Source organism: Mesorhizobium hawassense, from assembly GCF_003289945.1.
Taxonomy (GTDB): Bacteria; Pseudomonadota; Alphaproteobacteria; order Rhizobiales; family Rhizobiaceae; genus Mesorhizobium; species Mesorhizobium hawassense.
Map to the genome: position 1 here is coordinate 1 of NZ_QMBP01000028.1, position 24259 is coordinate 24259.

General features: G+C 64.9%; 20 protein-coding genes, 1 pseudogene and 1 riboswitch. Of the genes and pseudogenes, 11 read left to right on the forward strand and 10 right to left on the reverse strand.

The genetic code is table 11. The features are described from left to right. The 5 genes and pseudogenes from DPM33_RS32985 to DPM33_RS33005 all read left to right on the forward strand — a co-directional run. Positions 1–251: pseudogene (locus DPM33_RS32985) on the forward strand (integrase); the annotation flags it as partial. 709 nt (positions 252–960) lie between these two features. Next, positions 961–4410, forward strand: coding sequence for a helicase-related protein (locus tag DPM33_RS32990; protein WP_112101548.1), 3450 nt, complete (start codon positions 961–963; stop codon positions 4408–4410). Between the two features lie 151 nt (positions 4411–4561). Beyond that, a complete protein-coding gene (locus tag DPM33_RS32995) occupies positions 4562–4948 on the forward strand; it encodes an RNA-binding S4 domain-containing protein (RefSeq protein ID WP_112101549.1) in 387 nt (128 codons plus the stop codon). Positions 4949–5096: 148 nt separating this feature from the next. Further along, positions 5097–5435 carry a ferredoxin FdxA gene (gene fdxA, locus DPM33_RS33000; protein WP_112101550.1) on the forward strand — a complete coding sequence of 113 codons (339 nt, stop codon included), beginning with the start codon at positions 5097–5099 and terminating at the stop codon, positions 5433–5435. Between the two features lie 375 nt (positions 5436–5810). Further along, positions 5811–6392, forward strand: a complete 582-nt coding sequence (locus DPM33_RS33005) for a CarD family transcriptional regulator (protein WP_112101551.1) — start codon at positions 5811–5813, stop codon at positions 6390–6392. A gap of 135 nt (positions 6393–6527) precedes the next feature. Here the strand turns inward: DPM33_RS33005 and DPM33_RS33010 are convergent, their stop codons facing one another. From DPM33_RS33010 to DPM33_RS36505, 4 genes are all read right to left on the reverse strand, one after another. Further along, on the reverse strand, positions 6528–7298 hold the full coding sequence (locus DPM33_RS33010) for an amino acid ABC transporter ATP-binding protein (RefSeq protein ID WP_112101552.1): 771 nt from the start codon (positions 7296–7298) through the stop codon (positions 6528–6530). Then, complete coding sequence (locus DPM33_RS33015; RefSeq protein ID WP_112101553.1) at positions 7295–7975, reverse strand: ABC transporter permease subunit; 681 nt, start codon at positions 7973–7975, stop codon at positions 7295–7297. Before DPM33_RS33015 ends, DPM33_RS33010 begins: the two co-directional genes overlap by 4 nt. A gap of 159 nt (positions 7976–8134) precedes the next feature. Further along, on the reverse strand, positions 8135–8908 hold the full coding sequence (locus DPM33_RS33020) for an amino acid ABC transporter substrate-binding protein (protein ID WP_112101554.1): 774 nt from the start codon (positions 8906–8908) through the stop codon (positions 8135–8137). Between the two features lie 103 nt (positions 8909–9011). Further along, positions 9012–9188, reverse strand: a complete 177-nt coding sequence (locus tag DPM33_RS36505) for a hypothetical protein (protein ID WP_167449297.1) — start codon at positions 9186–9188, stop codon at positions 9012–9014. 25 nt (positions 9189–9213) lie between these two features. Between DPM33_RS36505 and DPM33_RS33025 the strand changes: the two genes are divergently transcribed. Beyond that, positions 9214–10077, forward strand: coding sequence for an RNA polymerase factor sigma-32 (locus tag DPM33_RS33025; protein WP_112101555.1), 864 nt, complete (start codon positions 9214–9216; stop codon positions 10075–10077). A 210-nt stretch (positions 10078–10287) separates the two neighbouring features. Next, positions 10288–12162: a caspase family protein gene (locus DPM33_RS33030; protein WP_281004845.1), complete on the forward strand. Its 1875-nt coding sequence runs from the start codon at positions 10288–10290 to the stop codon at positions 12160–12162. Positions 12163–12238: 76 nt separating this feature from the next. On the opposite strand, the gene DPM33_RS33035 is transcribed toward DPM33_RS33030, so the two are convergent. The 4 genes from DPM33_RS33035 to thiB form a co-directional block, all read right to left on the reverse strand. After that, a complete protein-coding gene (locus DPM33_RS33035; protein ID WP_112101557.1) occupies positions 12239–13705 on the reverse strand; it encodes a M48 family metalloprotease in 1467 nt (488 codons plus the stop codon). Positions 13706–13856: 151 nt separating this feature from the next. Continuing rightward, entirely contained in the window at positions 13857–14645 is a 789-nt protein-coding gene (gene thiQ / locus DPM33_RS33040) for a thiamine ABC transporter ATP-binding protein (RefSeq protein ID WP_112101558.1), read from the reverse strand. Further along, positions 14642–16264, reverse strand: a complete 1623-nt coding sequence (gene thiP, locus DPM33_RS33045) for a thiamine/thiamine pyrophosphate ABC transporter permease (RefSeq protein ID WP_112101559.1) — start codon at positions 16262–16264, stop codon at positions 14642–14644. Before thiP ends, thiQ begins: the two co-directional genes overlap by 4 nt. A 241-nt stretch (positions 16265–16505) precedes the next feature. Then, a complete protein-coding gene (gene thiB, locus DPM33_RS33055; RefSeq protein WP_112101560.1) occupies positions 16506–17516 on the reverse strand; it encodes a thiamine ABC transporter substrate binding subunit in 1011 nt (336 codons plus the stop codon). Between the two features lie 42 nt (positions 17517–17558). Continuing rightward, a riboswitch (TPP riboswitch) is annotated at positions 17559–17663 on the reverse strand. 136 nt (positions 17664–17799) lie between these two features. Here thiB and DPM33_RS33060 point away from each other — a divergent pair. The 4 genes from DPM33_RS33060 to DPM33_RS33075 all read left to right on the forward strand — a co-directional run bounded on the left by DPM33_RS33060 (position 17800) and on the right by DPM33_RS33075 (position 20874). Continuing rightward, positions 17800–18444: a thiamine diphosphokinase gene (locus DPM33_RS33060; RefSeq protein WP_112101561.1), complete on the forward strand. Its 645-nt coding sequence runs from the start codon at positions 17800–17802 to the stop codon at positions 18442–18444. An 11-nt stretch (positions 18445–18455) separates the two neighbouring features. Beyond that, on the forward strand, positions 18456–20270 hold the full coding sequence (locus DPM33_RS33065) for an ABC-F family ATP-binding cassette domain-containing protein (protein WP_112101562.1): 1815 nt from the start codon (positions 18456–18458) through the stop codon (positions 20268–20270). Between the two features lie 62 nt (positions 20271–20332). Continuing rightward, positions 20333–20575 carry a type II toxin-antitoxin system CcdA family antitoxin gene (locus DPM33_RS33070; RefSeq protein WP_112101563.1) on the forward strand — a complete coding sequence of 81 codons (243 nt, stop codon included), beginning with the start codon at positions 20333–20335 and terminating at the stop codon, positions 20573–20575. Beyond that, entirely contained in the window at positions 20575–20874 is a 300-nt protein-coding gene (locus DPM33_RS33075; RefSeq protein ID WP_112101564.1) for a CcdB family protein, read from the forward strand. The genes DPM33_RS33070 and DPM33_RS33075 overlap by 1 nt, the downstream gene beginning before the upstream one ends. Before the next feature lie 72 nt (positions 20875–20946). Here DPM33_RS33075 and DPM33_RS33080 read toward each other — a convergent pair whose 3' ends face one another. Together DPM33_RS33080 and DPM33_RS33085 are read right to left on the reverse strand one after the other, a co-directional pair. Further along, a complete protein-coding gene (locus DPM33_RS33080) occupies positions 20947–22812 on the reverse strand; it encodes a hypothetical protein (protein WP_112101565.1) in 1866 nt (621 codons plus the stop codon). A 70-nt stretch (positions 22813–22882) separates the two neighbouring features. Continuing rightward, positions 22883–24181: an adenylosuccinate synthase gene (locus DPM33_RS33085; RefSeq protein ID WP_112101566.1), complete on the reverse strand. Its 1299-nt coding sequence runs from the start codon at positions 24179–24181 to the stop codon at positions 22883–22885. Between the last annotated feature and the right edge of the window lie 78 nt (positions 24182–24259).

The window sequence follows — 24259 nt, forward strand, 5'->3', positions numbered from 1 at the left end:
AGGCTGCGGTGCGCAGCGTCCGGCAAAATGGCGAGATCAAGTGGAACGGCGGCTTCATCTACGTGTCGAAGACGCTGGCCGGCGAAGCGGTTGCCGCGACCGAGACCGAGACAGGGCAATGGGCGCTCCACTTCTATGCCCACCCGCTCGGCTTCATCGACGGCCGGCACAAGAAACTGGTCCGCCGCAGCCCCATCCAACCCCGACCAGATGGCGCTGCGGCGGACAGCAACTCAGGGAGAAAACTGTAACCCATGTATCCGGTTCAAAGTGTTACCCATCTATCGGCTGGACAGGCCGCCTTTTTTTGCCGCCGCCAAGGCCGGCGCGACGTCTTGCCTCAATTCGGCACGTAAAGGTTAACGGCCCGGGTCACGCCCTGTGCGCAACCGGCTTCACAAGCTGTGAATTATCGGTGGGCAAGCTGTGGATAACACCATATCTAGGGGTGAACAAACCGGGAAACTTCCGGCATCTCTGATTCGTCGCCTATTCGTTCTGGCTTTGACCGAAAAGTTAACGGCGGACGGCTCGAATGTTTCTCAATTTGTTAAAACCGATTAAGAAAAATCAACAATTTCATAACCTTGAGGCCGACCCTTGGAAAGGCCTCGATCGTTCCCCGGCAAAGGTTAACGCCGACTCGGGTCCATCGGAGGCTAGGCATGAATCGGGCCAATTCCCAGATTCAGCATGTGGTGAGACTCGGCGTCAAAAAATCCACATATAGCCGTGAACAAAACCTGAATCAGAAAGAGTCAGCGATTCGTCGCCGATTCGTTCCAGACTCGTTCCAGCCGTTAACGACAGTCGATTTCGCACGACCCTGGCAGGGCCCGTTTGTCCCTGGAGGAACATTCCACTTTCGCTTCACGCCCGAAGCCCCTATGTGTCGCCTGTCACACGCGGCGGCACCGCCATGCTTCAGACTATAGCGGCAGAAACCTTATTTCCGAGCCGATGAACATCCAGCCGAAACATTCCCAGCCGCTGATCCTTTCGGGCCGCGACGTGACGGCCGTGCTAGGTCCCACCAACACCGGCAAGACCCATCTCGCCATCGAGCGCATGGTCGCGCATGAGACCGGCATCATCGGCCTGCCGCTCAGGCTGCTTGCCCGCGAGGTCTATGCTCGCGTCTGCGAGAAGGTCGGCGCCCACAAGGTGGCGCTGATCACCGGCGAGGAGAAGATCGTCCCGGCCGGCGCGAAATATTCGGTGTGCACCGTGGAGGCGATGCCGCGCGAGACCGACGCCGCCTTCGTCGCCATCGACGAGGTGCAGCTCGCTGGCGACCTCGAGCGCGGCCATATCTTCACAGATCGCATCCTGCATCTGCGCGGCCGTCAGGAGACGCTGCTTCTGGGCGCCGCCACCATGCACGGCATCCTGCAGAAGCTCTTGAAGGGCGTGTCGGTGGTGACGCGGCCGCGGCTGTCGCATCTTGCCTATGCCGGCTCGAAGAAGCTCACCCGGCTGCCCCGGCGCACGGCGATCGTCGCCTTCTCCGCTGACGAGGTCTATGCCATCGCCGAGCTGATCCGCCGCCAGCAGGGCGGTGCTGCCGTCGTGCTCGGCGCGCTCTCGCCGCGCACCCGCAACGCCCAGGTGGCGCTCTTTCAGGCCGGCGACGTCGACTATCTCATCGCCACCGATGCCATCGGCATGGGGCTGAACCTCGACCTCGACCACGTCGCCTTCGCCCAGAACCGAAAGTTCGACGGCTATCAATACCGCAACCTGACCGCGGCCGAGCTCGGCCAGATCGCCGGGCGCGCCGGCCGCCACCTGCGCGACGGCACGTTCGGCGTCACCGGCCAGGTCGATCCGCTCGACGAGGATCTGGTCAACAAGATCGAGGGACACGATTTCGATCCGGTGAAGGTGCTGCAATGGCGCACCGCCGATTTCGACTTTTCCAGTCTCGATCAATTGAAGCGCTCGATCGAGACCAACGCACCGGTCGAGGGGTTGACGCGCGCGCTGCCGGCCGTGGATGCGCAGGCGCTGGAGCATCTGTCTCGCGACGGCGACATCCGCGCTTTGGCCTCCGGCAAGGAGCGCGTCGCGCTGCTCTGGGAGGCCTGCGCGCTCCCCGACTACCGCAAGATCGCGCCGGCCCAGCACGCTGACCTCATCGCCTCTATCTACATGGACCTTGCGCGCCATGGCCACGTCGATGAGAATTACATGGCCGAGCAGGTGCGGCGCGCCGACACCACCGAAGGCGACATCGACACGCTGTCGCACCGCATTGCCCAGATCCGCACCTGGACTTTCGTCTCCAACCGGCCTGGCTGGCTGGCCGATCAGCTACACTGGCAGGAAAAGACGCGCGAAATCGAAGACAGATTGTCCGATGCGCTGCATGAGCGGTTGACGAAACGCTTCGTAGACCGCAGGACTTCCGTCCTCATGCGGCGCCTTAGAGAAAATACCATGCCTGAAGCCGAAATCAGCCCAACCGGAACCGTCCTCGTCGAAGGCCATCATGTCGGCGAGTTGCAGGGGTTCCGCTTCACCGCCGACCAGAGCGCCGGCGGCGAGGACGCCAAGGCGGTGCGCACCGCGGCCCAGAAGGCGCTTGCGGCCGAGTTCGACGCGCGCGCCGAGCGTTTTGCCGCCTGCGCCAATGGCGATCTGGCTTTGGGCTCCGACGGCGTGTTGCGCTGGATCGGCGCGCCGATCGGCACGCTGGTCGCCGGCGACGAGGCGCTGAAACCGCGCCTGGTCCTGCTCGCCGACGAGCAGCTGACCGGCCCGGCCCGCGACAAGGTCGCGGCACGCGCCGAGCGTTTCGTCAATTTCCAGATCGAATCGCTGTTGAAGCCGCTGGTCGATCTGAAGAATGCCGACCAGCTCACCGGCATCGCGCGTGGCATCGCCTTCCAGCTGGTCGAGCATTTCGGCCTGATCAATCGCCGCGACATCGCCGAGGAGATGAAGTCGCTCGACCAGGAAGGCCGCGCGGCGCTGCGCCGCCTCGGCGTGCGTTTCGGCGCCTATCACGTCTTCGTGCCGGCGCTGATCAAGCCGGCCCCGGCCGGTCTGGTGACCCTTCTCTGGGCGCTGAAGAACGACGGCAAGGACAAGCCCGGCTTCGGCGACGTGGTGCATGCGCTTGCCTCCGGCCGCACCTCGGTGGTCATCGACCCGGCCTTCGACAAATCCTTCTATAAGCTCGCCGGCTACCGCAATCTCGGCCGCCGCGCCGTGCGCATCGATATCCTCGAGCGGCTTGCCGACCTGATCCGCCCGGCGACCAACTGGAAGCCCGGCCTCGGCCAGCGTCCGGACGGCGCCTATGACGGCCATGCCTTCATGGTGACGCCACCGATGATGTCGATCCTCGGCGCCACCGCCGACGACATGGAAGAGATCCTCAAGGGTCTCGGCTATCGCGCCGAGCCGAAGCCCGCCGCTGAAGTGAAGGCTAAGCTTGAAGCCCAGGACAATGCCGCCCGCGAAGCGGCCGCGGCGAAGCTCGCCGCCGAAGAAGCAGCCCGCGCCGCAAAGGTAGCGGCTGACGTTGCGACGACGAACACGGTAGCCGAGACATCGGCCGAAGGTTTGGAACCGGTCGCCGTCGAAGCGCCGGCTGAAGCCGTCGCGGAAGTGGTCGCGCAACCCGTCGCGGGAGAGCCGGCGGAAGTTCCGGCCGAGGTCACGCAAGAGGCTCTCCCTGTGGAGGACACCGCAGCGGTGGACACTACGGCAGCGCCCGAGTCGGCCGAAAGGGCCGACGCCCTTGCCTCCCCCTCGATGGGGGAGGTCGCGTCGCAAAGCGACGCGGATGAGGGTGACGGCGCCGACACTGGTACCGCCGGCGCTCCCCCCGCTCTGGCGCTGCGCGCCGACCCCCCGCACGAGGGGGAGGGTGAAAGTAGCGAGGCCGCCGCCGGTGAAGCCACGGTGGGAGCAGAAGAGCCGAAGCCTGTCCTCCTGTGGCGCCAGGCGCGTTTCGATCATCAGCGTCCGCGCCACCGCCAGGACAACCGCCGCGACAATCGCCCGCGCGGTGGCCAGCCCGCGCGCGACGGCCAGGCGGGCGCCGCGAGCGGCCAGCCCGGCGATCGCCCGGCCCATGAAGGCCGCCGCGAGCAGCGCGACGGTGCCGGCATGCCGCGCTTCGACCGCTCGAAATACAAGCCGAGGCCGGAGACGGGCGACCGTCGCGAAGGCGGTGAACGGCGCGAAGGGCGGCCGCAAGGCGATCGCCCAGATCGCCACGAGGGGGGCCGCCGCGAGGGCAGGCCCGACTGGAAGGGCAACAGGCAGGACGGCAAGGGCAACGCTCCTGGCGGCAAGCCGGCCTTCCAGGGCAAGCCGCGCGAGGAGCGCCCGCAGCGCTTCGACCCGGATTCGCCCTTTGCCAAGCTCGCCGCCTTGCGCGACCAGCTGAAGAAATAGGTTGGAGCATGATCCCGAAAAGTGGGAACCGGTTTTCGGGCGAGATCATGCTCCAACAAAGAGACAGCATGATCCCGAACCGAAGGACCGCGTCAGCGAAAAGTGGGAACCGGTTCTCGGACAAGATCTTGCTTCAACTAAGCTAGCCCCGATGGTTGGAGAAGGCCGCCAGCGCATCGACAAATGGCTGTTCTTCTCGCGCGCCGTTAAGTCGCGGTCCCTGGCGGCGAAGATCGTCGTCGCCGGGCGCGTCCGCATCAATCGCGACAAAGCAGCGCAGGCCTCGGATCTGGTGAAGCCAGGCGACGTTCTGACCATCACGCTCGAAGGCCGCATTCTCGTCTGGAAGGTGATGAACTGCGGCACGCGACGCGGCCCGGCCGAGGAGGCGCGGCTGCTTTACGAGGACATGTCGCCCGTGCCGACACCCAAAGGCGAGGCCGTTCCAGATGCCATTCCGGCCCTGCGCGAGGCCGGCAGCGGCCGCCCGACCAAACGCGAGCGGCGGCAGACCGACCGGCTGCTCGGCGACGATTGAGATTGCAAGCGGACCCTCGGCGCAACGAACCGCGACAATTCCTTTCCGCAATGGCGGGCCGGCCAGCAAGCCCTGCCCTTGCAAGCGGCGGGCAAAGGCGTTACCTCAGCCAAAAAGCCCAGCAAAATGGGACGTTCCGGAGCCTGCAATGACCTATGTCGTGACCGACAATTGCATCAAATGCAAATACATGGACTGCATCGAGGTCTGTCCGGTCGACTGTTTCTACGAAGGCGAGAACATGCTCGTCATCCACCCCGACGAGTGCATCGACTGCGGCGTCTGCGAGCCCGAATGTCCGGCCGACGCGATCAAGCCGGATACCGAGGGCGGCCTCGACAAATGGTTGCAGGTCAATTCCGAATACGCCGAGAAATGGCCCAATATCACCGCCAAGAAAGAGCCGCCGGCGGATGCCAAGACTTTCGACGGAGAGACCGGAAAGTTCGAGAAATATTTCTCGGCGGAACCCGGCGAAGGCGATTGATATAAGCGCCGATAGCGCGGACGTGACGCGGCATAGCGTGACCTAAACAACTACTGTCTTGACAGGCAGGGGTGTCGCTTGGCGTTAGCGAACGCAGCAAAACCTTGATTCTTCCGACTTTTTGTGTTACTTGAGCGAAACATGCCGGTGACACAACGTCGATTTATGGCGCTAACGCCCCAAATCACTGAAAGGTGAGCTTCTCAAACCCGAACCAGAGCAATCTGGGACAGGCGGCCACATTCGTGCGCTTTGCTGGTCTCGGCTTTTTCCGGTGGGTTCACCTGTTGTGCGGCTAACGATCGGCCATCGCCGGTCACACGAGTTCAGCCGGCGCCGCCATGCCGGTGCTACAACCAAGGAGTTCAGGGCGTAATGGCAACGATCACCCCGCAGAAGAAGTCCAGCGCAGCACGTCACGGTTTCAAGACCGGCGAGTTCATCGTCTACCCGGCGCATGGCGTCGGCCAGATCGTGGCGATCGACGAGCAGGAAGTTGCAGGTCATAAGCTGGAACTGTTCGTCATCGACTTCCAGAAGGACAAGATGCGGCTGAAGGTTCCGGTCGCCAAGGCGACCTCGATCGGCATGCGCAAGCTGTCGGAAGAGGACTATGTCGACCGCGCGCTGAAGGTCGTGCAGGGCCGCGCCCGCGTCAAGCGCACCATGTGGTCGCGCCGCGCCCAGGAATATGACGCCAAGATCAATTCCGGCGACCTGATCTCGATCTCGGAAGTGGTGCGCGACCTCTACCGCGCCGACAACCAGCCGGAGCAGTCCTATTCCGAGCGTCAGCTGTATGAAGCCGCGCTCGACCGCATGGCCCGCGAGATCGCCGCGGTAAACCGCATGTCGGAAACCGAAGCGGTGCGCCTCATCGAGGTCAACCTCAACAAGGGCCCGAAGCGCGGCGCCAAGGCCGACAACGAAGAATCCGAGCAGGAAGAAGCCGCCTGAGCTTTTCCGCTTTTCAGCACGAAGAACCCGGCCTCGCGCCGGGTTTTTCGTTTCTGGCTTGCTGCGAAGCGGCGGCACCGCCCCCCCAACCCCAGCCCCTCGGTCCGCCCTTCGCACAAAGGGGAGGTAGGGAGATCAGCCGCCAGACTCCTTCTGCGCTTCCTCCTGCCGCAGCGAGGCGATGAAGCGCTTGGTGCGCTCGCGCTCCGGATTGTCGAACACCACCGATGCTGGGCCTTTCTCGACGATCGAGCCGGCATCGAGGAAGACGACCTCCTGCGCGATCTTGGAGGCGAGCCTGAGATCATGCGTGGCCATCACCATGGTCGTGCCCTCGCGCGCCAGTTGCCCGAGCACGTCCACCACTTCCTGCGCCAGTTCCGGGTCGAGCGCCGAGGTCGGCTCGTCGCAGAGCAGCACACGCGGCGACGGCGCCAGCGCCCGGGCGATCGCCACGCGCTGCTGCTGGCCGCCGGACAGCGTCGCCGGCCAGGCGTCGGCCTTGTGCGCCATGCCGACCTTTTCGAGCAGCGCCAGCGCTCGTTCGCGCGCCCTCGGCTCGGGCCATTTCAGCACCGTGACCAGCCCTTCCATGACATTCTCGATCGCCGTGCGATGCGGGAAGAGCTGGAAATTCTGGAACACCATGCCGGTCTGCAGCCGGATGCGCTGGATATCCTTGGCCGGCACCTTGCCGCCCGGATGGAAGTCGAGCGTCTCCTCGCCGATGCGCAAGCTGCCTGAGGTCGGGATCTCCAGGAGGTTGATGCAGCGCAGCAGCGTGCTCTTGCCGCCGCCGGAAGGGCCGACCAGCGCCGTCACGCTGCCCTCGTCGAGGCTGACCGTCACGCCTTTCAGCACCAGATTGTCGCCGAAGCGCTTTTCGATGTTGGTGAGGCCGATCATGCGTTGGCCTCCAGGAACCCGCCATAGCGGTTGAGCCGCACCTCCAGCCGCGCCTGCAGCGCCGACAGCACCGAGCTCAGCGCCAGATAAAGCGCCGCCGCCTCGACGTAGAGGATCAGCGGCTCATAGGTCGTGGCGACGATGCGCTGCGCGGCCTGGAACATCTCCGGCACCGTGATCGCGGCCGCCAGCGATGTGTCCTTGACCAGCGAGATGAAGGTGTTGGAGAGCGGCGGCACCGCGACGCGCCCTGCCTGCGGCAGGATCGTGCGCCGCATCGCCTGGCTCCAGGTCATGCCGATCGAATAGGACGCCTCCCATTGGCCCTTCGGCACCGAACCGATGACGGCGCGGATGATCTCCGACGTGTAGGCGCCGATGTTGAGCGTGAAGCCGATCAGCGCCGCGGGAAATGCATCGAGCAGGATGCCGACCGACGGCAGGCCGTAGAAGATCAGGAACAACTGCACGAGCAGGGGCGTGCCGCGGAAAATCCAGACATAGAAGCGCACCAGAAGGACCAGCGGCTTCGGTCCGAACAGCCGGATCAGCGCCGTCACCAGTCCGGCAATCAGGCCAAGCGCGAAGGACAGCAGCGTCAACGGCACGGTGAAAATCAGCGCCGCCCACAAAAGCGTCGGCAAAGACTCCAGCATCAATTGCAGCCAGTGCGGCACGGGGCGCTTCTCCTTTTCAGGTACGGCGGCACCTTCCCCCGTACGGAATGACTATCATGCAAGAACCGGCGAGCCGTCAAAGACGGCCCCATGAGCAATCATGCAAAAAATGGCGGGCCGTCAAAGACGGCCCGCCGGCTTCGAACAAACGACAATGGCTTACTTCGAAACGTCCTGGCCGAAGTACTTGTCCGCGATCTTCTGATAGGTGCCGTCGGCCTTGATGTCGGCCAGCGCCTTGTTGATGGCGGCGACGAGCTCGGGATCGCCCTTGCGCACGATGACGCCGGAATAGTCGGCATTCTCTTCCTGCGCGGCGATCTTCACATTGGCGTCCGGCTTGTGCTTCTTGAAGTCGAGGAAGGACAGGCTGTCGTTGATCGTGGCGTCGGCGCGGCCGGTGAGCAGCAGCTGGATCGACTGGTCGAAGCCGTCGGTGCCTACGAGCTCGGCACCGTTCTTCTCGGCGAGCTTGCCGAAATTCGAGGTCAGCGACTGTGCCGACTTCTTGCCCTTGAGGTCGGCGAAGGTCTTGATGTCGGTGTTGTCGCCGCGCACGATCAGCACCGCCTTGGAGGCGATATAGGGATCGGAGAAATCATACTTGGCCTTGCGGGCATCGGTGATGCCGACCTCGTTGATGACGGCGTCGTAACGGTTGGCGTCGAGGCCGGCGATCAGGCCGTCCCACTTGCCTTCGAGGAACTCGACCTTGACGCCGAGCTTGCCGCCGATGGCCTTGGCGATCTCGACATCGAAGCCGACCAGCGCGTTGGATTCGTCATGATAGGTGAAGGGCGCGTAGGTGCCTTCGGTGCCGACCTTGAGCACGCCGGCCTGCTTGATCTGGTCGAGATTGGCGCCGGCATGGCCGGCGGTGATCGCCAGAACCTGCAGCGTTCCGGCGATGAGGAGCGATTTGAGCCATTTCATTTTTCTGTGATCCCGTTTTGACCGGTGCCCCGGCGCGACTGTGAGGGCCGGAAACTGACAGATAGAAGGCTGCCAAATAAGGAACCAGATTTCAAATATCGGCTCAGCCAGAAATCTGGTTCTCAAAACCACCCGATAAACTGCCAAGCGGCATTTCCGGGTCGATAACAAAATGTTCCCGCTGGCAACATTTGCCCCCTCGGGCGGCGGAACCATCCATGCGCCTGACACGTTGCATGGCTGTTGTAGGGCGCGGCGGCGTCTTTTCAACCGCCACCATGCAATCACCGCCAAAAGGAGCCGGCATGATCGAGGACGCGGCAGGACGGACACTGGTCCGGGCGGCAATGAGGGCTCCCTACCTCGAGCGCGACGAGGAACATGTCCTTGCGCTCCGCTGGAAGGAAGAGAACGACCAGCACGCGCTGCACAGGATCACCGTCGCCCATATGCGCCTAGTCATCTCCATGGCCTCGAAATTCCGCCATTACGGCCTGCCGCTCGGCGATCTGATCCAGGAGGGTCATGTCGGCCTGCTCGAGGCGGCGGCCCGTTTCGAACCCGCGCGGGAGGTACGCTTCTCGACCTACGCCACCTGGTGGATCCGCGCCTCGATGCAGGACTACATTCTGCGCAACTGGTCGATCGTCCGTGGCGGCACCAGTTCGGCGCAGAAGGCGCTGTTCTTCAATCTGCGGCGTTTGCGCGCCCGCCTCGCCAACGGCGCCGAGCCGATCTCCAACGCCTCGCTCTACCATGAGGTCTCGGTGGCGCTCGGCGTGCCGGAGGCAGACGTCGCGATGATGGACTCGCGGCTTTCCGCTCCCGACAGCTCGCTCAACGCACCTCTGGCCGACGAGAACGGCGCCGCCGAGCGGATGGATTTCCTGGTATCGGAGGATCCGCTGCCCGACGAGATCGTCGGCGACAGGATCGACATCCAACGCCGCGCCGTCTGGTTGAAAAGCGCGCTCGGCGCGCTCAACGCCCGCGAGCTCCGCATCATCGAGGAGCGCCGGCTGAGCGATGACGGCGCGACGCTGGAATCACTCGGCGAGCAGCTCGGCATCTCCAAGGAGCGCGTCCGGCAGATCGAGGCGCGCGCCATGGAAAAGCTGAAGCTGGCCTTAGTCAAACAGAACCCGGAATTCCTGGCGGAAGCAGCCTGATACGGCGAACAGTTCGACCATAAGAAATTTAGTAAATAAGAAAATATCGCCATCGCGGCAGTTTTCCGTCATCCATACTTACGGATTGTGAGGTCTTTAACAGACCATTGCATCGCAATTGGCCTTCTTGAAGCCTCCGGATCATGGGGGATTGCCATGCTGCGATGCTGTGTGTTTCTTGCGGCCCTTGTCCTCGCGGCCTTTACGACGATGGACGCCCGGGCGGATCGAAGGGTTGCCTTTGTCATGGGCAATTCCGAATACCGCGAGATCCCCGCCCTCAAGAATCCTGACAAGGACGCCGAGGATGTGTCGAAGACATTCCGGCTGGCCGGCTTCGAGGTATTCACCGCGAAGGATCTGACCAGGCTCCAGTTCGAGGAACAGTTCCGCAACTATCTGGCGGCAGCGGACGGCGCCGATCTGGCGGTCGTCTACTATTCCGGCCACGGCTTCCAGATCGGCGGCGAGAATTTCCTGATTCCGGTCGACGCATCGCTGAAGGATCCGGCAGACATGGAAGTTCAGGCCATCAAGGTCGATGACGTGCTGCAGCAACTGCGATCGAGATCGAAGATTCAGGTGATCATCCTCGATGCCTGCCGCAACAATCCTTTCCCGCGCAAGGATTATTGGCTGCGCGACCAGCTGATCGTTGCCGGCGGCACCGGCCTTGCGCAGCTGGCGGGCTCGCAGAACACGCTGATTGCATTCGCCACCGAGCCCGGTGCCGTCGCCTATGACGGGTCCGGCGACCTCAGCCCGTTCTCGTCCGCCTTCTCGCGTCGCGCGCTGGCGCCGAACCAGGAGATACGCTCGGTCATGTCGGCCGTTCGCCGCGACGTGGTCAAGGCGACGAACGGCAAGCAGGTTCCGTGGGAGAATTCGTCGTTGCTCGACGACGTGGTGCTGATGCGCGGAGAGGAGCAGCCGGCGCCGCCGCCCGACGCCCAGCAAAACCAGCAAACGGCGGAGCGCGGGATCCAGGTCGCCGCTGCCGCCGAAGCGATCGGAAATCGCGACATCAACGTTCCGGTCGGCGTTGGTCCGGTTCCGTTGGAACTGGATCTCCCGACCAAGGATGTCCCGGTCAGCCTCAAGCTCGCCAGCTATCCGGCGACCGGAACGCTGTCCTTGCCGGATCGCGTTCTGCCGCCGCAATCGAGCCTGATGGCCACCGAAGTCGATCAATTGCGTTACGAGCCGCAAATCGGCCAGGCCGCTCCCGTCGAGGTCGGCTTCCAGATCGGCGCCGGCAAAGCGTTGAAACAGGCGACGATGAAGCTGTCGCCGAGCGTCGACCCTTGCGACCAGGCCGCCGGCGAGCCGCTCGACCTGCAAGGCGTCGGCCCCGGCCGTTTGGCGAACGAGATAGGCAGCGGAGCGGTCGAGGCCTGCGAGGCGGCGGTGCAAGCCCATCCCGATGTCGCCCGCTTCCGCTACGAACTCGGTCGGGCGCTGCTCGCCGCAGGCAGGAATGACGATGCGAGGAAAGCGATCCAGGAAGCCGCCGACAAGGGCCATATCCGCGCCGTTTTCGAGCTCGGCCACATCGCCGCGGCCGGAATAGGAGCGGCTCCGGATCCGGCGAAAGCCAACGGCTTCTATGCGCAGGCGTCGGACAAGGGAGATCCCTACGCCATGACCGCCTTGGGGCGCGCCTTGTTCGATGGTGTCGGCGTCCAACGCGATACCGGCAAGGGGCTGGACCTCCTGCTTAAGGCAGCGGCGATGGGGCATACCAATGCCATGAACGATCTGGCGCTGATCTTCAAACAAGGCCGCAACGGCGTGCCCGCCGACCCAGCACGCGCTCTGGCTTTCCTCAGAGCCGGCTTCGATCGGCAAGAGGCCTATTCGATGGCCATTCTCGGACTTTCGCCGAAGCTGGACACCCCGGTGGTCGCGGTGTGCACGCCCAAGGTGGTGACGAAAGTGATCACCAAGGTAAAGGTGATCCGCACTCCCGCGCCAATGGCGCCGCCGCCGAAGATCACCACGCCAAAAGCTCCGGTTGTGCCGCCCTGGCGCGGCGGCAATGCCGGCGATCACGATCGGTCGCAGTCCGGTGGCGGCGATGGCTGATGGCAGCGGCGATGCCCAGGAGCCGGCGGGTATGCTACCTGAAAGCAAAAGCTGCCAATAACAGTGCCGGCAGGCCTTACTTGTCCGTGACGATCTTGACCTTGTCGCCGGCCGATACGCTCGCGCCCGGCGACATGGCGTTGAGCACCCGGAACAGATCGAGCTTGCGGTCGACGCCGACCATCTGGGCCGCGAGCGATCCCATGGTCTGGCCGGCCTGGACGGTGACGACGCGGATGTGCAGCGGCTTGAGCGCCGCCTTCTCGGCCGGGGTGAGCACGCGGAAGGATGCGCTGACCGAGCGCGCCACCGGGTCCAGCGAGGTGCTGGCCGAAGGTGCGGCCGTCAGCAGCCGGTAGACCTGCCCGCCGGCGCGGATCACCGCGATATCGAACTGCCAGCCTTGCGCGGTGGCATGCGCCATCGCCGCATCGTTGCCGTTGATCGTGTCCTGGCGCACGCTCGCGTCTTCCAGTCCCGCCACCCAGCCGCTGCGGATGTAGTCGGTGAGCGAGACGGACTTGTCGATCGCCACGCCGTCGAAGCGGATGGCGATGTCGCCCGGTCCGGTCGCGGTGACGGCGGCAGCCGTGTTGTCGATGACGAAACCATCCGGCACCGTGAACGAGACGCCGAGATTGGGGTGCATGAAGGTCTGGCCGCGCACATAGCCTTCTTCCGGCGTGTCGCCGTAAAGCAGGCCGTCGATGCCGGCGAGGAACGCGTCGCGGTCGCGCGTGCCGACGCCGGGCGGGCCGAAATTGCGCGCAAGCCGCTGCGCCAATTCGATGCGCTGCGGCGTATTGGGGTGCGTCGCCAGGAAGTCGAGGCTGGCGTCGGTGGCGCCGCTCACCGAGCGGAAATCGGTATAGGCCGACATCGACTGCAGGAAGCGGCCGGCGGCATAGGGATCGTAGCCCGCCTCGCCGATCGACTTGATGCCGATGGCGTCGGCTTGCAGTTCCTGGTTGCGCGAGAATTGCGCCAGTCTCAGCTTGCCACGGATCAGCGCCGCCTTGGCGGTCGGGCTGTCGCCGAGCACGTCGGAAACCACCTTGGTCGCCAGGCCTTCCTCGGCCTCGAGCTGCTGCCGCTGCAGCCCATGATTGGCGGTGACGTGGCCCATCTCATGCGCGATGACGGCGGCAAGCTCGGAGGAATCGTTGGCCAGCGCCAGCAGGCCGCGCGTCACATAGAGATAGCCGCCCGGCAGCGCGAAGGCGTTGACATTGGGCGAGTTGAGAATGGTGATGCGATAGGTCTGGGTCGGGTTGGCCGACACCACCGTCAGATTGCCGACGACCTTTGCCACCATGCGTTCGAGCTTGGGGTCGGAATACTCACCGCCATAGGTGGCCAGGATGCGCGGGTGCTGCGCCTTCGCCATTTCGGCGAGCTTGGCGTTGGCGACGACGTTGTCGACGGTGATCGGCTTGTCGGACGGCTGGAAGCCGCTCTCCTGCACGTCCGGCGGCGTGAACATCTGGCAACTGGCCAGCACGGCAACGCTTGCCAGCGCGAAGAATCGTGCAAGCGGCCTCATCCACACTTTCTCAGCGCCGGTCGACAGATCGGCTTCCTTTCGAAATCTTTCGGCAAATCACGGCCCGCCGGACCGCATGGCTGGACCTAGCCACACTCCCCCGGACAAGGCAAGCAAACGCCGGATCACCCGTTACCGGTTTGGCCGCAAATTATGTCCGCTTCCGGGCAATGTGTTGTGATCCGGCAACGGTGCCGCCTCGATCGCCGATATAGCGCCTGAACGCATCCGGTCCAGTTCGGTCGAAGAAATCGTCGGCCGGGCCGGTTGCCGCGATCGCGCCTTCGTCGAGGAACGCGACGTCCTGGCCGATCCGGCGCGCGTCTTCCGGCTGATGCGTGACGAAGAGCACCGTCATTTTGCGCTCGGCATGGATGCCGGCGACAAGGTCGAGCATGTCGTCGCGCAGCGCCGGGCCGAGCGACGCGAAAGGTTCGTCGAGCAGCAATACGGGCCGGTCGCGCAACAGCACTCTGGCCAGCGCCACGCGCTGCCTCTCGCCGCCGGAAAGCTCGCGCGGCAGCCGTTTTTCCTTGCCCGCCAGGCCAACCCGCGCCAGCGCCTCCACGATGGCCGCCCGTTCGGCGTCGCCGAGCTTCAGCGACGGCGAGCGGCCGAGCCCGACATTGGCCTCGACCGGAAGATGCGCAAACAGGTTGTTTTCCTGGAAGACCATCGACACCGGGCGCGCCGAAGGCGGCGCATTGCCGGCATCGATGCCGCCGATCAGCACCTTGCCGGTCTCGGGCGATTCGAAGCCGGCTATCAGATTGAGCAGCGTCGACTTGCCGGAGCCGCTCGGCCCCATGATCGCGGTGATCCTGCCGGCGGCGAATTCGGCGTCGAAGCGGAATGATGCCTCGCCATAGCTGAACGAAACGTCGTCCAGCCGTACTGCCAAGCCGTTTTCGGTTGCGGTGCCATTGATGGTCGTCGTCATGACCTTCCTTCCCGCCCCAGCCAGTCGGCGGCAACCACCAGCATCAGGCAGACGAGGCCGAGCAGCAAGGCAAGCCCGGCAGCGTCGGCGGTGCGGTAGCTGCCCATGCGCGCGAGCAGAAGATAGGGCAAGGTCTGCACCGAATCGCTGCCGAACAGCGCGATCACGCCGAGGTCGCCGAGCGACAGCGCCATGGCGAAGGCGAAACCCGTCGCCAAAGGCCGCCTGAGCGACGGCCAGTCGACCAGGCGCAACCGGTTCCAGCCGGATATGCCGAGCGCAAGGCAAAGCCGCTCATTGCGCTCGCTCGCCGCGTCATAGGCCGGGCGGATAGCGCGGATGGCAAAGGGCATCGCCATCACCGCGTTGACGGCGACGACCATGACCGGGGCGATGGCGAAGACATCGGTGATGTTGCGCAACGCCAGGAACCAGCCGGCGCCAAGCACGATCGGCGGCACGACGAGCACGAAGCCGGCGCCGGTGTCGGTTGCATGTTCGAGCGGGCTCATGGCGCTGCCTGCCCGGCGTCGCAGCGCCAGCGCGCGCCGCGCCGCAATCAGCGCCAGCGACAAGGCCACGCTGAGCAGCGCCGCGAGGAGGGCGAGGCCCGCGCTGGTGAGGGTAGCGCGGCGCACCGCCTCTTCACCCGCCAACCGCCCGAGATCGGCCTTGAGGCCTGAAAACACCGTCGCCAGCATCGGTACGGCCACGAACAGCAGGGCAAGCGCGATCAGGCCGGCGTTCAGAACGCTCTCCATCCGGCCTACCGAAAGATAGCGGCGCGGCGCCACCGGCAGATTGGCATCGCCGACCGTGTTGGCGCCGAGCCGCGTCAGCACGACGACCACGACGTAGGTGAGCGCAATCTGCAGCAGCGTCAGCACCACCGCGCGGGCCGGGTCGAAATCGAATCGCAGCGCCTGATAGATGGCGACCTCCAGCGTCGTCGCCGCCGGACCGCCGCCCAGCGTCAGCACGATGGTGAAGGACGTGATGCAGAGCATGAAGACCAGCCCGGCGATCCCCGGCAGAGCCGCCCGCAGCACCGGCCATTCGATCAGCCGGAAGGCCGGCCGCACGCCCATGCCAAGCTGGCTTGCCAGCCGCCACTGGTCGGCCGGAATGGTGCCCAGCGCCTCGAGGAACAGGCGCGCGGCCAAGGGCAGGTTGAAGAAGACATGGGCGACAAGGATGCCGGAGAGGCCGTAGATGCCGGGCCATTCCCCGCCGCCAAGCCCGGCGAAGACGCCGGCAAAATACCCAGCCCGGCCATAGAGCGCCAAGATGCCGAGCGCCGCGACGATCGCCGGCAATGCCAGCGGCACGGTGAACAGCTGCAGGATCAGGCGGCGGCCGGGAAAAGCCGGATGCCGCGACAAGGCGCGCGCCACCAGCAAGGCCGGGGCGACGGACAAGAGCGTCGACAGCAGCGCCTGCCAGAGCGTGAAGCGGGCGACGCGGAAGAGGTAACTGTCGAAGGCAGCAGCAGCGCCGGAGAGGTCGTGCACGCCTTCAAGGACGAGACCCGCGAAGGCGCCACCGATGAGGATGGCGATGGCCGCCAGCGCGATAACACCGGCGGTGATGCGGGAGTCAGGGCGCGCGGCGAGTTGCACGCTGCACCACGTCGGCTTGAATTAGCAGGCGCCGCGTTCCTTCGCGCCCCTCTCTGGCCTGCCGGCCATCTCCCCCACAAGGGGGGAGATTGGAAGCTCGGGCGCCCTGCTCAATCCTGCACCGCCAGAGATTGGCGAAAGCCGGCATGACGGCCAATCTCCCCCCTTGTGGGGGAGATGTCCGGCAGGACAGAGGGGGGCGCCGTAGAGCGATCATCTTCGATGAATAGCCAAGCCAACCCTACTTGCTCATCACCGCCAGCCACTCGTCCACCCAGGCCTTGCGGTTGGCCGCGACCTGTTCAGGACTGAACAGCAAGGTCTTGGTCGGCTTCACCAGCTTGTCGAAGGCAGGGTTGAGCGGCTTGTCGGTCTTGCCGGCCGGGAACATCCAGTTGGTCTCCGGAATGACGTCCTGGAATTTCGGCCCGGTCATGAAGGCGATGAATTTTTGCGCCAGCGGGTTCTTGGCACCGGTCGTGGTGATGCCGGCGACCTCGATCTGCAAGTACTCGCCCTCCTCGAAGGACGCCGCCTGGTAACGTTCGGTGTTCTCGGCCACCATGTGGTAGGCCGGCGAGGTGGTGTAGGAGAGCACCATCGGCGCCTCACCCTTGGTGAACAGCCCATAGGCCTCGCTCCAGCCCGGCGTCACGGTCAGCACCTTGGGCTTGAGCTTCGCCCAGGCCTCCGGCGCTTTTTCGCCATAGACCGACTTCACCCACAAAAGCAGGCCGAGGCCGGGCGTCGACGTGCGCGGGTCCTGGATGACGATCTTGTCGGTGCCGGCGCCCTCGACCAGGTCCTTCAGGCTCTTCGGCGGCGTCTTAAGTTTCTGCGTGTCGTAGACGACGGCGAAATAGCCATAGTCGAAGGGTACGAAAGTGTCGTCGCTCCAGCCGCCGGGCACGTTGATGCCGGAGACTTTGCCATGCGGCGCGAAAAGGCCGCTCGCCTTGGCGTCGGCGGTGAGGTTGGTGTCGAGGCCGAGCACGATATCGGCCTTGGTGCCGGCGCCCTCCAGCTTGACGCGGTTGAGCAGGGCGACGCCGTCGGCGACCGAGACGAATTCGAGATCGCAGCCGCATTCGGCCTCGAATTCCTTTTTCACCGCGGGTCCAGGCCCCCAGTCGGCGGTGAAGCTTTCATAGGTATAGACGGTCAACTTGTCTTTCGCCGCCGCCGGCGCGATGCCCGCCAGAAGCGATATAAGACCTGTTGCCAGGACTAGACGTGACAATATCGTGCGCATCGGCGCCTCCTTCGTTCGCGTTAAAGGAATTGAGGCGCCGGATGGTCCGAAACGTCTAATCCCTCCGCCGGTACAAACCGGATCAGGTTCAGCGGGTTGGCTTTTCGCCTCTCAGCCGGATCATGTCCGGCACCCCGTTAGAGCGTTTCGACAGATAGGCCCGGCAGAAGCGCCGCGCAAGCGGGAAGTTTGCCGGACAGCTAATGTTCGGTATGACCCTGGACGCGACGTGCTGGCGCTCCCGGCTTCCGTTTCGCCTGGAGGGCTGGTAAGGGCGACGGCCATGGGCACATTCACCATCCTGCTTGGCGGCGAACTCGTCCCCACGCCACGGCTCGAACGTCAGATCGAAGGCTCGCGGGTCATCGCCGCCGATGCCGGTATCGGCCATGCCCGCTTGCTCGGCCTGATCCCGGAGCTCTGGGTCGGCGATTTCGACTCGGTCCCGGCGAACCTGCCGAAAGATCTGGCCGATGTGCCGCGCAAGGTCTTTCCGGCCGAAAAGGACATGACCGATGGCGAGCTCGCGATCGCGGAAGCGCTTCAGCGCGGCGCCACCAGCCTGGTGCTGGCCGGCGCTTTCGGCGGCAAGCGCGCCGACCATGCCTTCCTGCATCTGGCGCTGGCCGCGCGGCTGGCCGCGGCCGGCACGCGCGTGCTGCTGACCAGCGGCGCGCAAGAGGGCGTTCCCATACTGCCGGGCAGTGCCCGATACGACTATGATGACGGCACGCTGTTTTCAGTGCTCGGCTTCTCTGAGCTTTCCGGCCTGACGGTTACCGGCGCCAAATGGCCGCTCGACCGCGTCGAGGTGGCGTTCGGCTCCTCGCTCACCATATCAAACGAGGTCAAAGGGCGGCTCGGCATCGCGCTGGAGCGCGGCCGGGCGCTGCTTCTGGCCCACCCCTATCCTCTTCCAGAAAGTTGACATTTCCAGACATGGCGCCGCCACTTCTCAATCTCGACGGCATTAAGCTGACCTTCGGCGGCACACCGCTGCTCGACGGGGCGGCACTCAGTGCCTCTGCCGGCGAGAAGATCGCACTGGTCGGCCGCAACGGCTCAGGCAAGTCGACTCTGCTAAAGATCGCCGCCGGGATGATCGAGCCGCAGGACGGCGAGGTGTTCCGACAGCCGTCGGCCACGGTCCGCTATCTGCCGCAGATGCCGGACATGGATGGTTTCGCCGACGTCCGTGCCTATGTCGAGGCCGGCCTCGGCCCGGCCGACGATCCGCATCGCGCCACCTATCTGATGGAGCATCTCGGTCTTACCGGCGAGGAGCGGCCGAACGACCTTTCCGGCGGTGAGGCGCGGCGCGCCGCCCTTGCCCGGGTCATGGCGCCAGAGCCTGACATCCTGTTGCTCGACGAGCCGACCAACCACCTCGACCTGTCGGTCATCGAATGGCTGGAAGAAGAGCTCGCCCGCACTTCGTCGGCGGTGATCCTGATCTCGCACGACCGCCGCTTTCTCGAGCGCGTCACGCGCGCCACCGTCTGGCTCGATCGGGGCCAGACGCGGCGGCTCGACAAGGGCTTTGCTCATTTCGAGGAATGGCGCGACGTGGTGCTGGAGGAAGAAGAGCGCGAGCAACACAAGCTCGGCCGCCAGATCGTGCGCGAGGAGCATTGGCTGCGTTACGGCGTGACCGCCAGGCGCAAGCGCAACATGCGCCGCCTCGGCGAATTGCAGACGATGCGCCAGCGTTTCCGCAGCCATCGCGGCGCCGAAGGCAGCGCCACCATGGTGGCGAGCGATGCCGCCGAATCCGGCAAGCTGGTCATTGAGGCGAAGGGCATCGACAAGAGCTTTGGCGACCTCACCGTGGTCAAGGGATTCTCGACCCGCATCCAGCGAGGCGACCGCGTCGGCCTGGTCGGCCCGAACGGCGCCGGCAAGACGACATTGTTGAAGATGCTGACCGGCGAGCTCTCGCCGGATGCCGGCACCGTGCGGCTCGGCGTCAATCTGGAGATCGCAACGCTCGACCAGAAGCGCGAGGCCGTCGACCCGCAGGAGACGCTGGCGCATTACCTGACCGACGGCCGCGGCGAGAACCTTCTGGTCAATGGCGAGCAGCGCCATGTCGTCTCCTACATGAAGGATTTCCTGTTCAAGCCGGAGCAGGCGCGCACGCCAGTACGCGAGCTTTCCGGCGGCGAGCGCGCGCGGTTGCTGCTGGCCCGCGTGCTGGCAAGACCGGCGAACCTTCTGGTGCTCGACGAACCGACCAACGATCTCGACATGGAGACGCTGGAGCTGCTGCAGGAACTGGTCGCCGGCTTTGCCGGAACGGTGATCCTGGTCAGCCACGACCGCGATTTCCTCGACCGCACCGTCACCAGCGTGATCGCGCCGGACGGCGGCGGCCGCTGGATCGAATATGCCGGCGGCTATTCCGACATGCTGGCGCAGCGCGGCGGCTCGAAGCTGGAAGACCGCAAGGCAAGATCGAAAGCCGAGACCGTCGAGACTTCGCCGAAAGCCGAACAAGCCGCGCCGAAAGGCTCAGGGAAGAAACTCTCCTTCAAGCAGAAATTCGCATTGGACTCGCTGCCCAAGAAGATCGAAGCGGTGACGGCCTCGATCGCCAGGTTGGAGAACAACATCGCCGACCCCGCCTTCTACGAGCGCGATCCCGTCTCGTTCCAGAAGACCATCGCCGCGCTCGACAAGGAGCGCACCACGCTCGCCGCGCTCGAGGAAGAGTGGCTGGAGTTGGAGATGCTGCGCGAGGAGATGGAAGGCTAATACCACTTCGTTGCAAAGACGACAGCCTGCGCATAAGATATGCGCATAATGGAGAGGCTGTCATGCGCAAGATAGCGACGAACGCGGTCCGTCAACCGGCCAATCTGTCGATCGATTCCCAACTCATGGCGGAAGCCAAGGGGCTGAACGTCAATGTATCGCGCGCGGCCGAGGCCGGCATAGCGGAAGCGGTCGCTGCAGAGAAAACGCGGCTATGGAAGCTTGAGAACCGTGCGACGATGGATGCTTGGAACGACTACGTCGACAAGCATGGCATCCCGCTCGCCGAGCATCGGCAATTCTGATGGCGCGCTATGACGTCTTCGCCAGCGGCATCGAAGGCGGCTATCTGCTCGACGTTCAATCCGACCTGCTCGACCACTTCAAGACTCGCGTGGTCGTTCCGCTTCTGCCATTGGCCTCAGCACCTTCGCCAATGCGCAAGCTGCATCCGGTCTTTGAGATCAACGGCCGGAAGGTGGTGATGGCCACCCACCTCATCGCGACGCTGGCTGCGACCGAACTCGGTGAAAATCGAACCAATCTCATGAGCCACCACGACGATATCGTCGCCGCGCTCGATATGCTCTTTCAAGGCTTTTAAGGCGCGCCTTCTTTTGTTTTTACGCAATTCCGGACGGAAAACCGCTCTCACTTTTCCTGGAATTGCTCAACCTCACCCCGACGTCTTCGCCGCCCAGGCCTTCAGCGCCTCGTCGAACACCTTCTCGCCGGGAATGCCCTTTTCCATGGTGAGCAACGCGCGGCGTCCGGTCTTGTAGACCACCGGCACGTCGATCCACGCCTGCCCTCTGAGCAGCGTCAGATTGGCGTCTTCGTCGGCCTTGGTGTCATTGAGCGCGACCAGGAAGAAGCCGTCGGCGATCTTGGCCGGGATGCCGATCAGCGGGCTGCCCGCATCCTGCTCGGAACTCTTCATGGCGATGCGCAGGATGTTGTCGACGCCGCCGCCGTCAAATCCTTCCGGCGTCAGGAAGATCATCTCGATGATGTGGCTGGCCGGCAACGTCTGGTCGGTGTTGCGCCGGATCGTCATGCGCAGCTGGATGTTCTTGCCGGGGATCGTCGCTTCCGCGCGGATCGCCGGCTCCGGCGGGAGATCGCCGCCGGGCGATTCCTGCACCAGCGACCAGACGATGCTGCCGGGCTCGGCCGTGCCCTGCTGCGTGCTGGTGCGCTCCTCATAGAAGATTGCCTTCTGACCGACCGGCACGGTCGCCTCGGCCGTCGCCGGCGCTGGCGCAGTGCCTGCGGTTGGTGGCGTTGCTCCCGCCGCGGGTGGCGTGACGCCAGCCGCCGGTGGCGTGGCGCCAGCGGCGGGCGGCGTGGCGCCAGCGGCGGGCGGCGTTGCCGCGTCGGCTGCTGGCGGTGTGGTCACGGCCGCCGGCGGTGTCGGATTGGCGGCATCGGTCGCGGGCGCCGCGGGCGTTGCTCCCGCGGCGGGCACCGCAGGCGTAGGCGTAGCCGGAGCGGGCGGAGTGCTTGTCGCTACGGGCGCGGTTGCCGGTGCAGCCGGCGGCCGCGAGGTCAGCGCCGCAACGGATTCGCCTTCGCCGATCGTCGCCTGTCCGCCGGCCGGACCGGGATCGGTCTCCTTGCCCTCGGGTGTCAGGCGCTGCGTGAACTTGGTCGCATCGGCCGGCTCGCTGGGAGGCGCCGGGGCCGGCGCTGCCGCCGTCTCTGTCGCCGGCTTAACCGGGGCCGGCTTGACCAGCGGCTCGGTCGAGACCGTCTTATTAGCGCTTCCGCCGAGGCCGAAGAGCGAGCCGAACGCGTTCTTGTTCAGCCATATGCCGTAGCCGCCTCCGGCCAGCACCAGCAGCGCGATGACCGCGGCGATCAGCCCGCCATAGCTGCGCTTGCGCCGCTGAGGCCGCAGCCGCTGGAACGTATCGGCGGCCGGCTGCTCGTCATTGGCAAAGACATCGCTGCCATCATCGGAATCGGCGGCGTCCATGCCCACGAAGTCGACATCGTCTTCGCGCGGCGACGGCATCGGCGGTGGCGGAGCCTTCTGCCAGGTGGACTCCTGCTTTGGTCCAGCCTGCCAGCTTGGCTCCGTCCTTGCCGTGCTCTGCCAGGCCGGCTCGGCCTTGGCAGGGCTTTGCGGTGTGGGCTCGGCCTTCGGCGTGCTTTGCCAGCTCGGTTCCGTCCTGGCGGGCGCCGGCTTGAACGGTTCGGATTTGAACGGATCCGGCTTGACAGGCTCCGGCGCAGCCGGCTGGCGGGCATGGCTCGGCTGGTTCTTGTTGCGGTCGATGGAGGAGAAAATATGCTCCAGTTCCGCCAGCGGATCCTCGGCCGGAGGGCGTTTGACGTAGTCGCGCTCGACGCTGGAAATGGCATCTTCCAGCGAGCGCTTCTGCTTGCTCACGACATCGGGTGCAAGCGGCGGGGAATACTCGGCGAGCTTCTTCGCCAGCACCGCGCGGGCACCGTCGTATATCTGCTTGCGCACCTCGAACGAAGGATCAGCCTTCTTGTCGAGCTGCTTTTTCAGAACACTAACGAAATCTGCCATGCGTCAGGTGACCTGCATTCTTTTCCCGCCCGGTTGCAAATCAGCCATAGCGCCGGGAAGGGCTGTGAAACTAGTCTTGAAACGGATCGGTCACAAGTATTGTGTCGTCCCGCTCCGGGCTCGTGGAGAGCAGCGCCACCGGGGCGCCGATCAACTCCTCGATGTAGCGGACATATTTGACCGCCTGCGCCGGCAGATCGTTCCAGCTTCTGGCGCCGGCCGTTGTCCCCTTCCAGCCTTCGAGCGTCTCGTAGACCGGCTCGACCCGCGCTTGCGCACCCTGGCTGGCCGGCAGGTAATCGATCGTCTCGCCGTCGAGGCGATAGCCGGTGCAGACCTTGATCTCGTCCAAGCCGTCGAGCACGTCGAGCTTGGTCAGCGCGATGCCCTTGATGCCGTTGACGGCGACGGCCTGGCGCACCAGCACGGCGTCGAACCAGCCGCAGCGGCGCTTGCGTCCGGTGACGACGCCGAACTCATGGCCGCGCGTGCCGAGGAATTCGCCGATCTCGTTCTTCTGTTCGGTCGGGAACGGCCCCTCGCCGACCCGCGTCGTGTAGGCCTTGGTGATGCCCAGCACATAGCCGATAGCGTTCGGGCCGGTGCCCGATCCCGCCGCCGCCTGCCCGGCCACCGTGTTTGACGAGGTGACGAACGGATAGGTGCCGTGGTCGATGTCGAGCAGCGTGCCTTGCGCGCCTTCGAACAGGATGCGCTCGCCGGCGCGGCGCTTGTCGTCGAGCACTTTCCAGACCCGGTCCATGTAAGGCAGGATCTCGCCGGCCACCGAGGTCAATTCCTGCATGATCGCTTCATGCGTCGCTTCGGCATGGCCGAGGCCGCGGCGCAGCGCATTGTGGTGCGTGAGCAGCCTGTCGACCTTCAAGGGGAGCGTTTCCAAGTCCGCCAAATCCATCACCCGAACCGCGCGCCGGCCGACCTTGTCCTCATAAGCCGGGCCGATGCCGCGCCGGGTCGTGCCAATCTTGGTGCCGGAATTCGAGGCGGCGTCTTCGCGGAATCCGTCCAGCTCCCGGTGCAGCGACAGGATAAGCGCGGTGTTTTCGGCTATTTTCAGGCGCTCCGGCGTGACCTCCACGCCCTGTTCCTTGAGCTTCTTGACCTCGGCGACGAAGGCATGCGGATCGAACACCACGCCGTTGCCGATGATCGAAAGCTTGCCTTCGCGCACCACGCCTGAAGGCAGCAGCGACAACTTGTAGACCTTGCCGTCGACGACCAGCGTGTGGCCGGCATTGTGGCCGCCCTGGAAGCGCACGACCACATCGGCCCGTTCCGACAGCCAGTCGACGATCTTGCCCTTGCCTTCGTCGCCCCATTGCGAGCCGACGACCACCACATTGGCCATGTTCTTTTCCCTTGAAATGCCGCGTTAGCGGCCTGAAACGACAGGCCTCTATAGCGTCAAGCGCCGCCCGGCGCGACC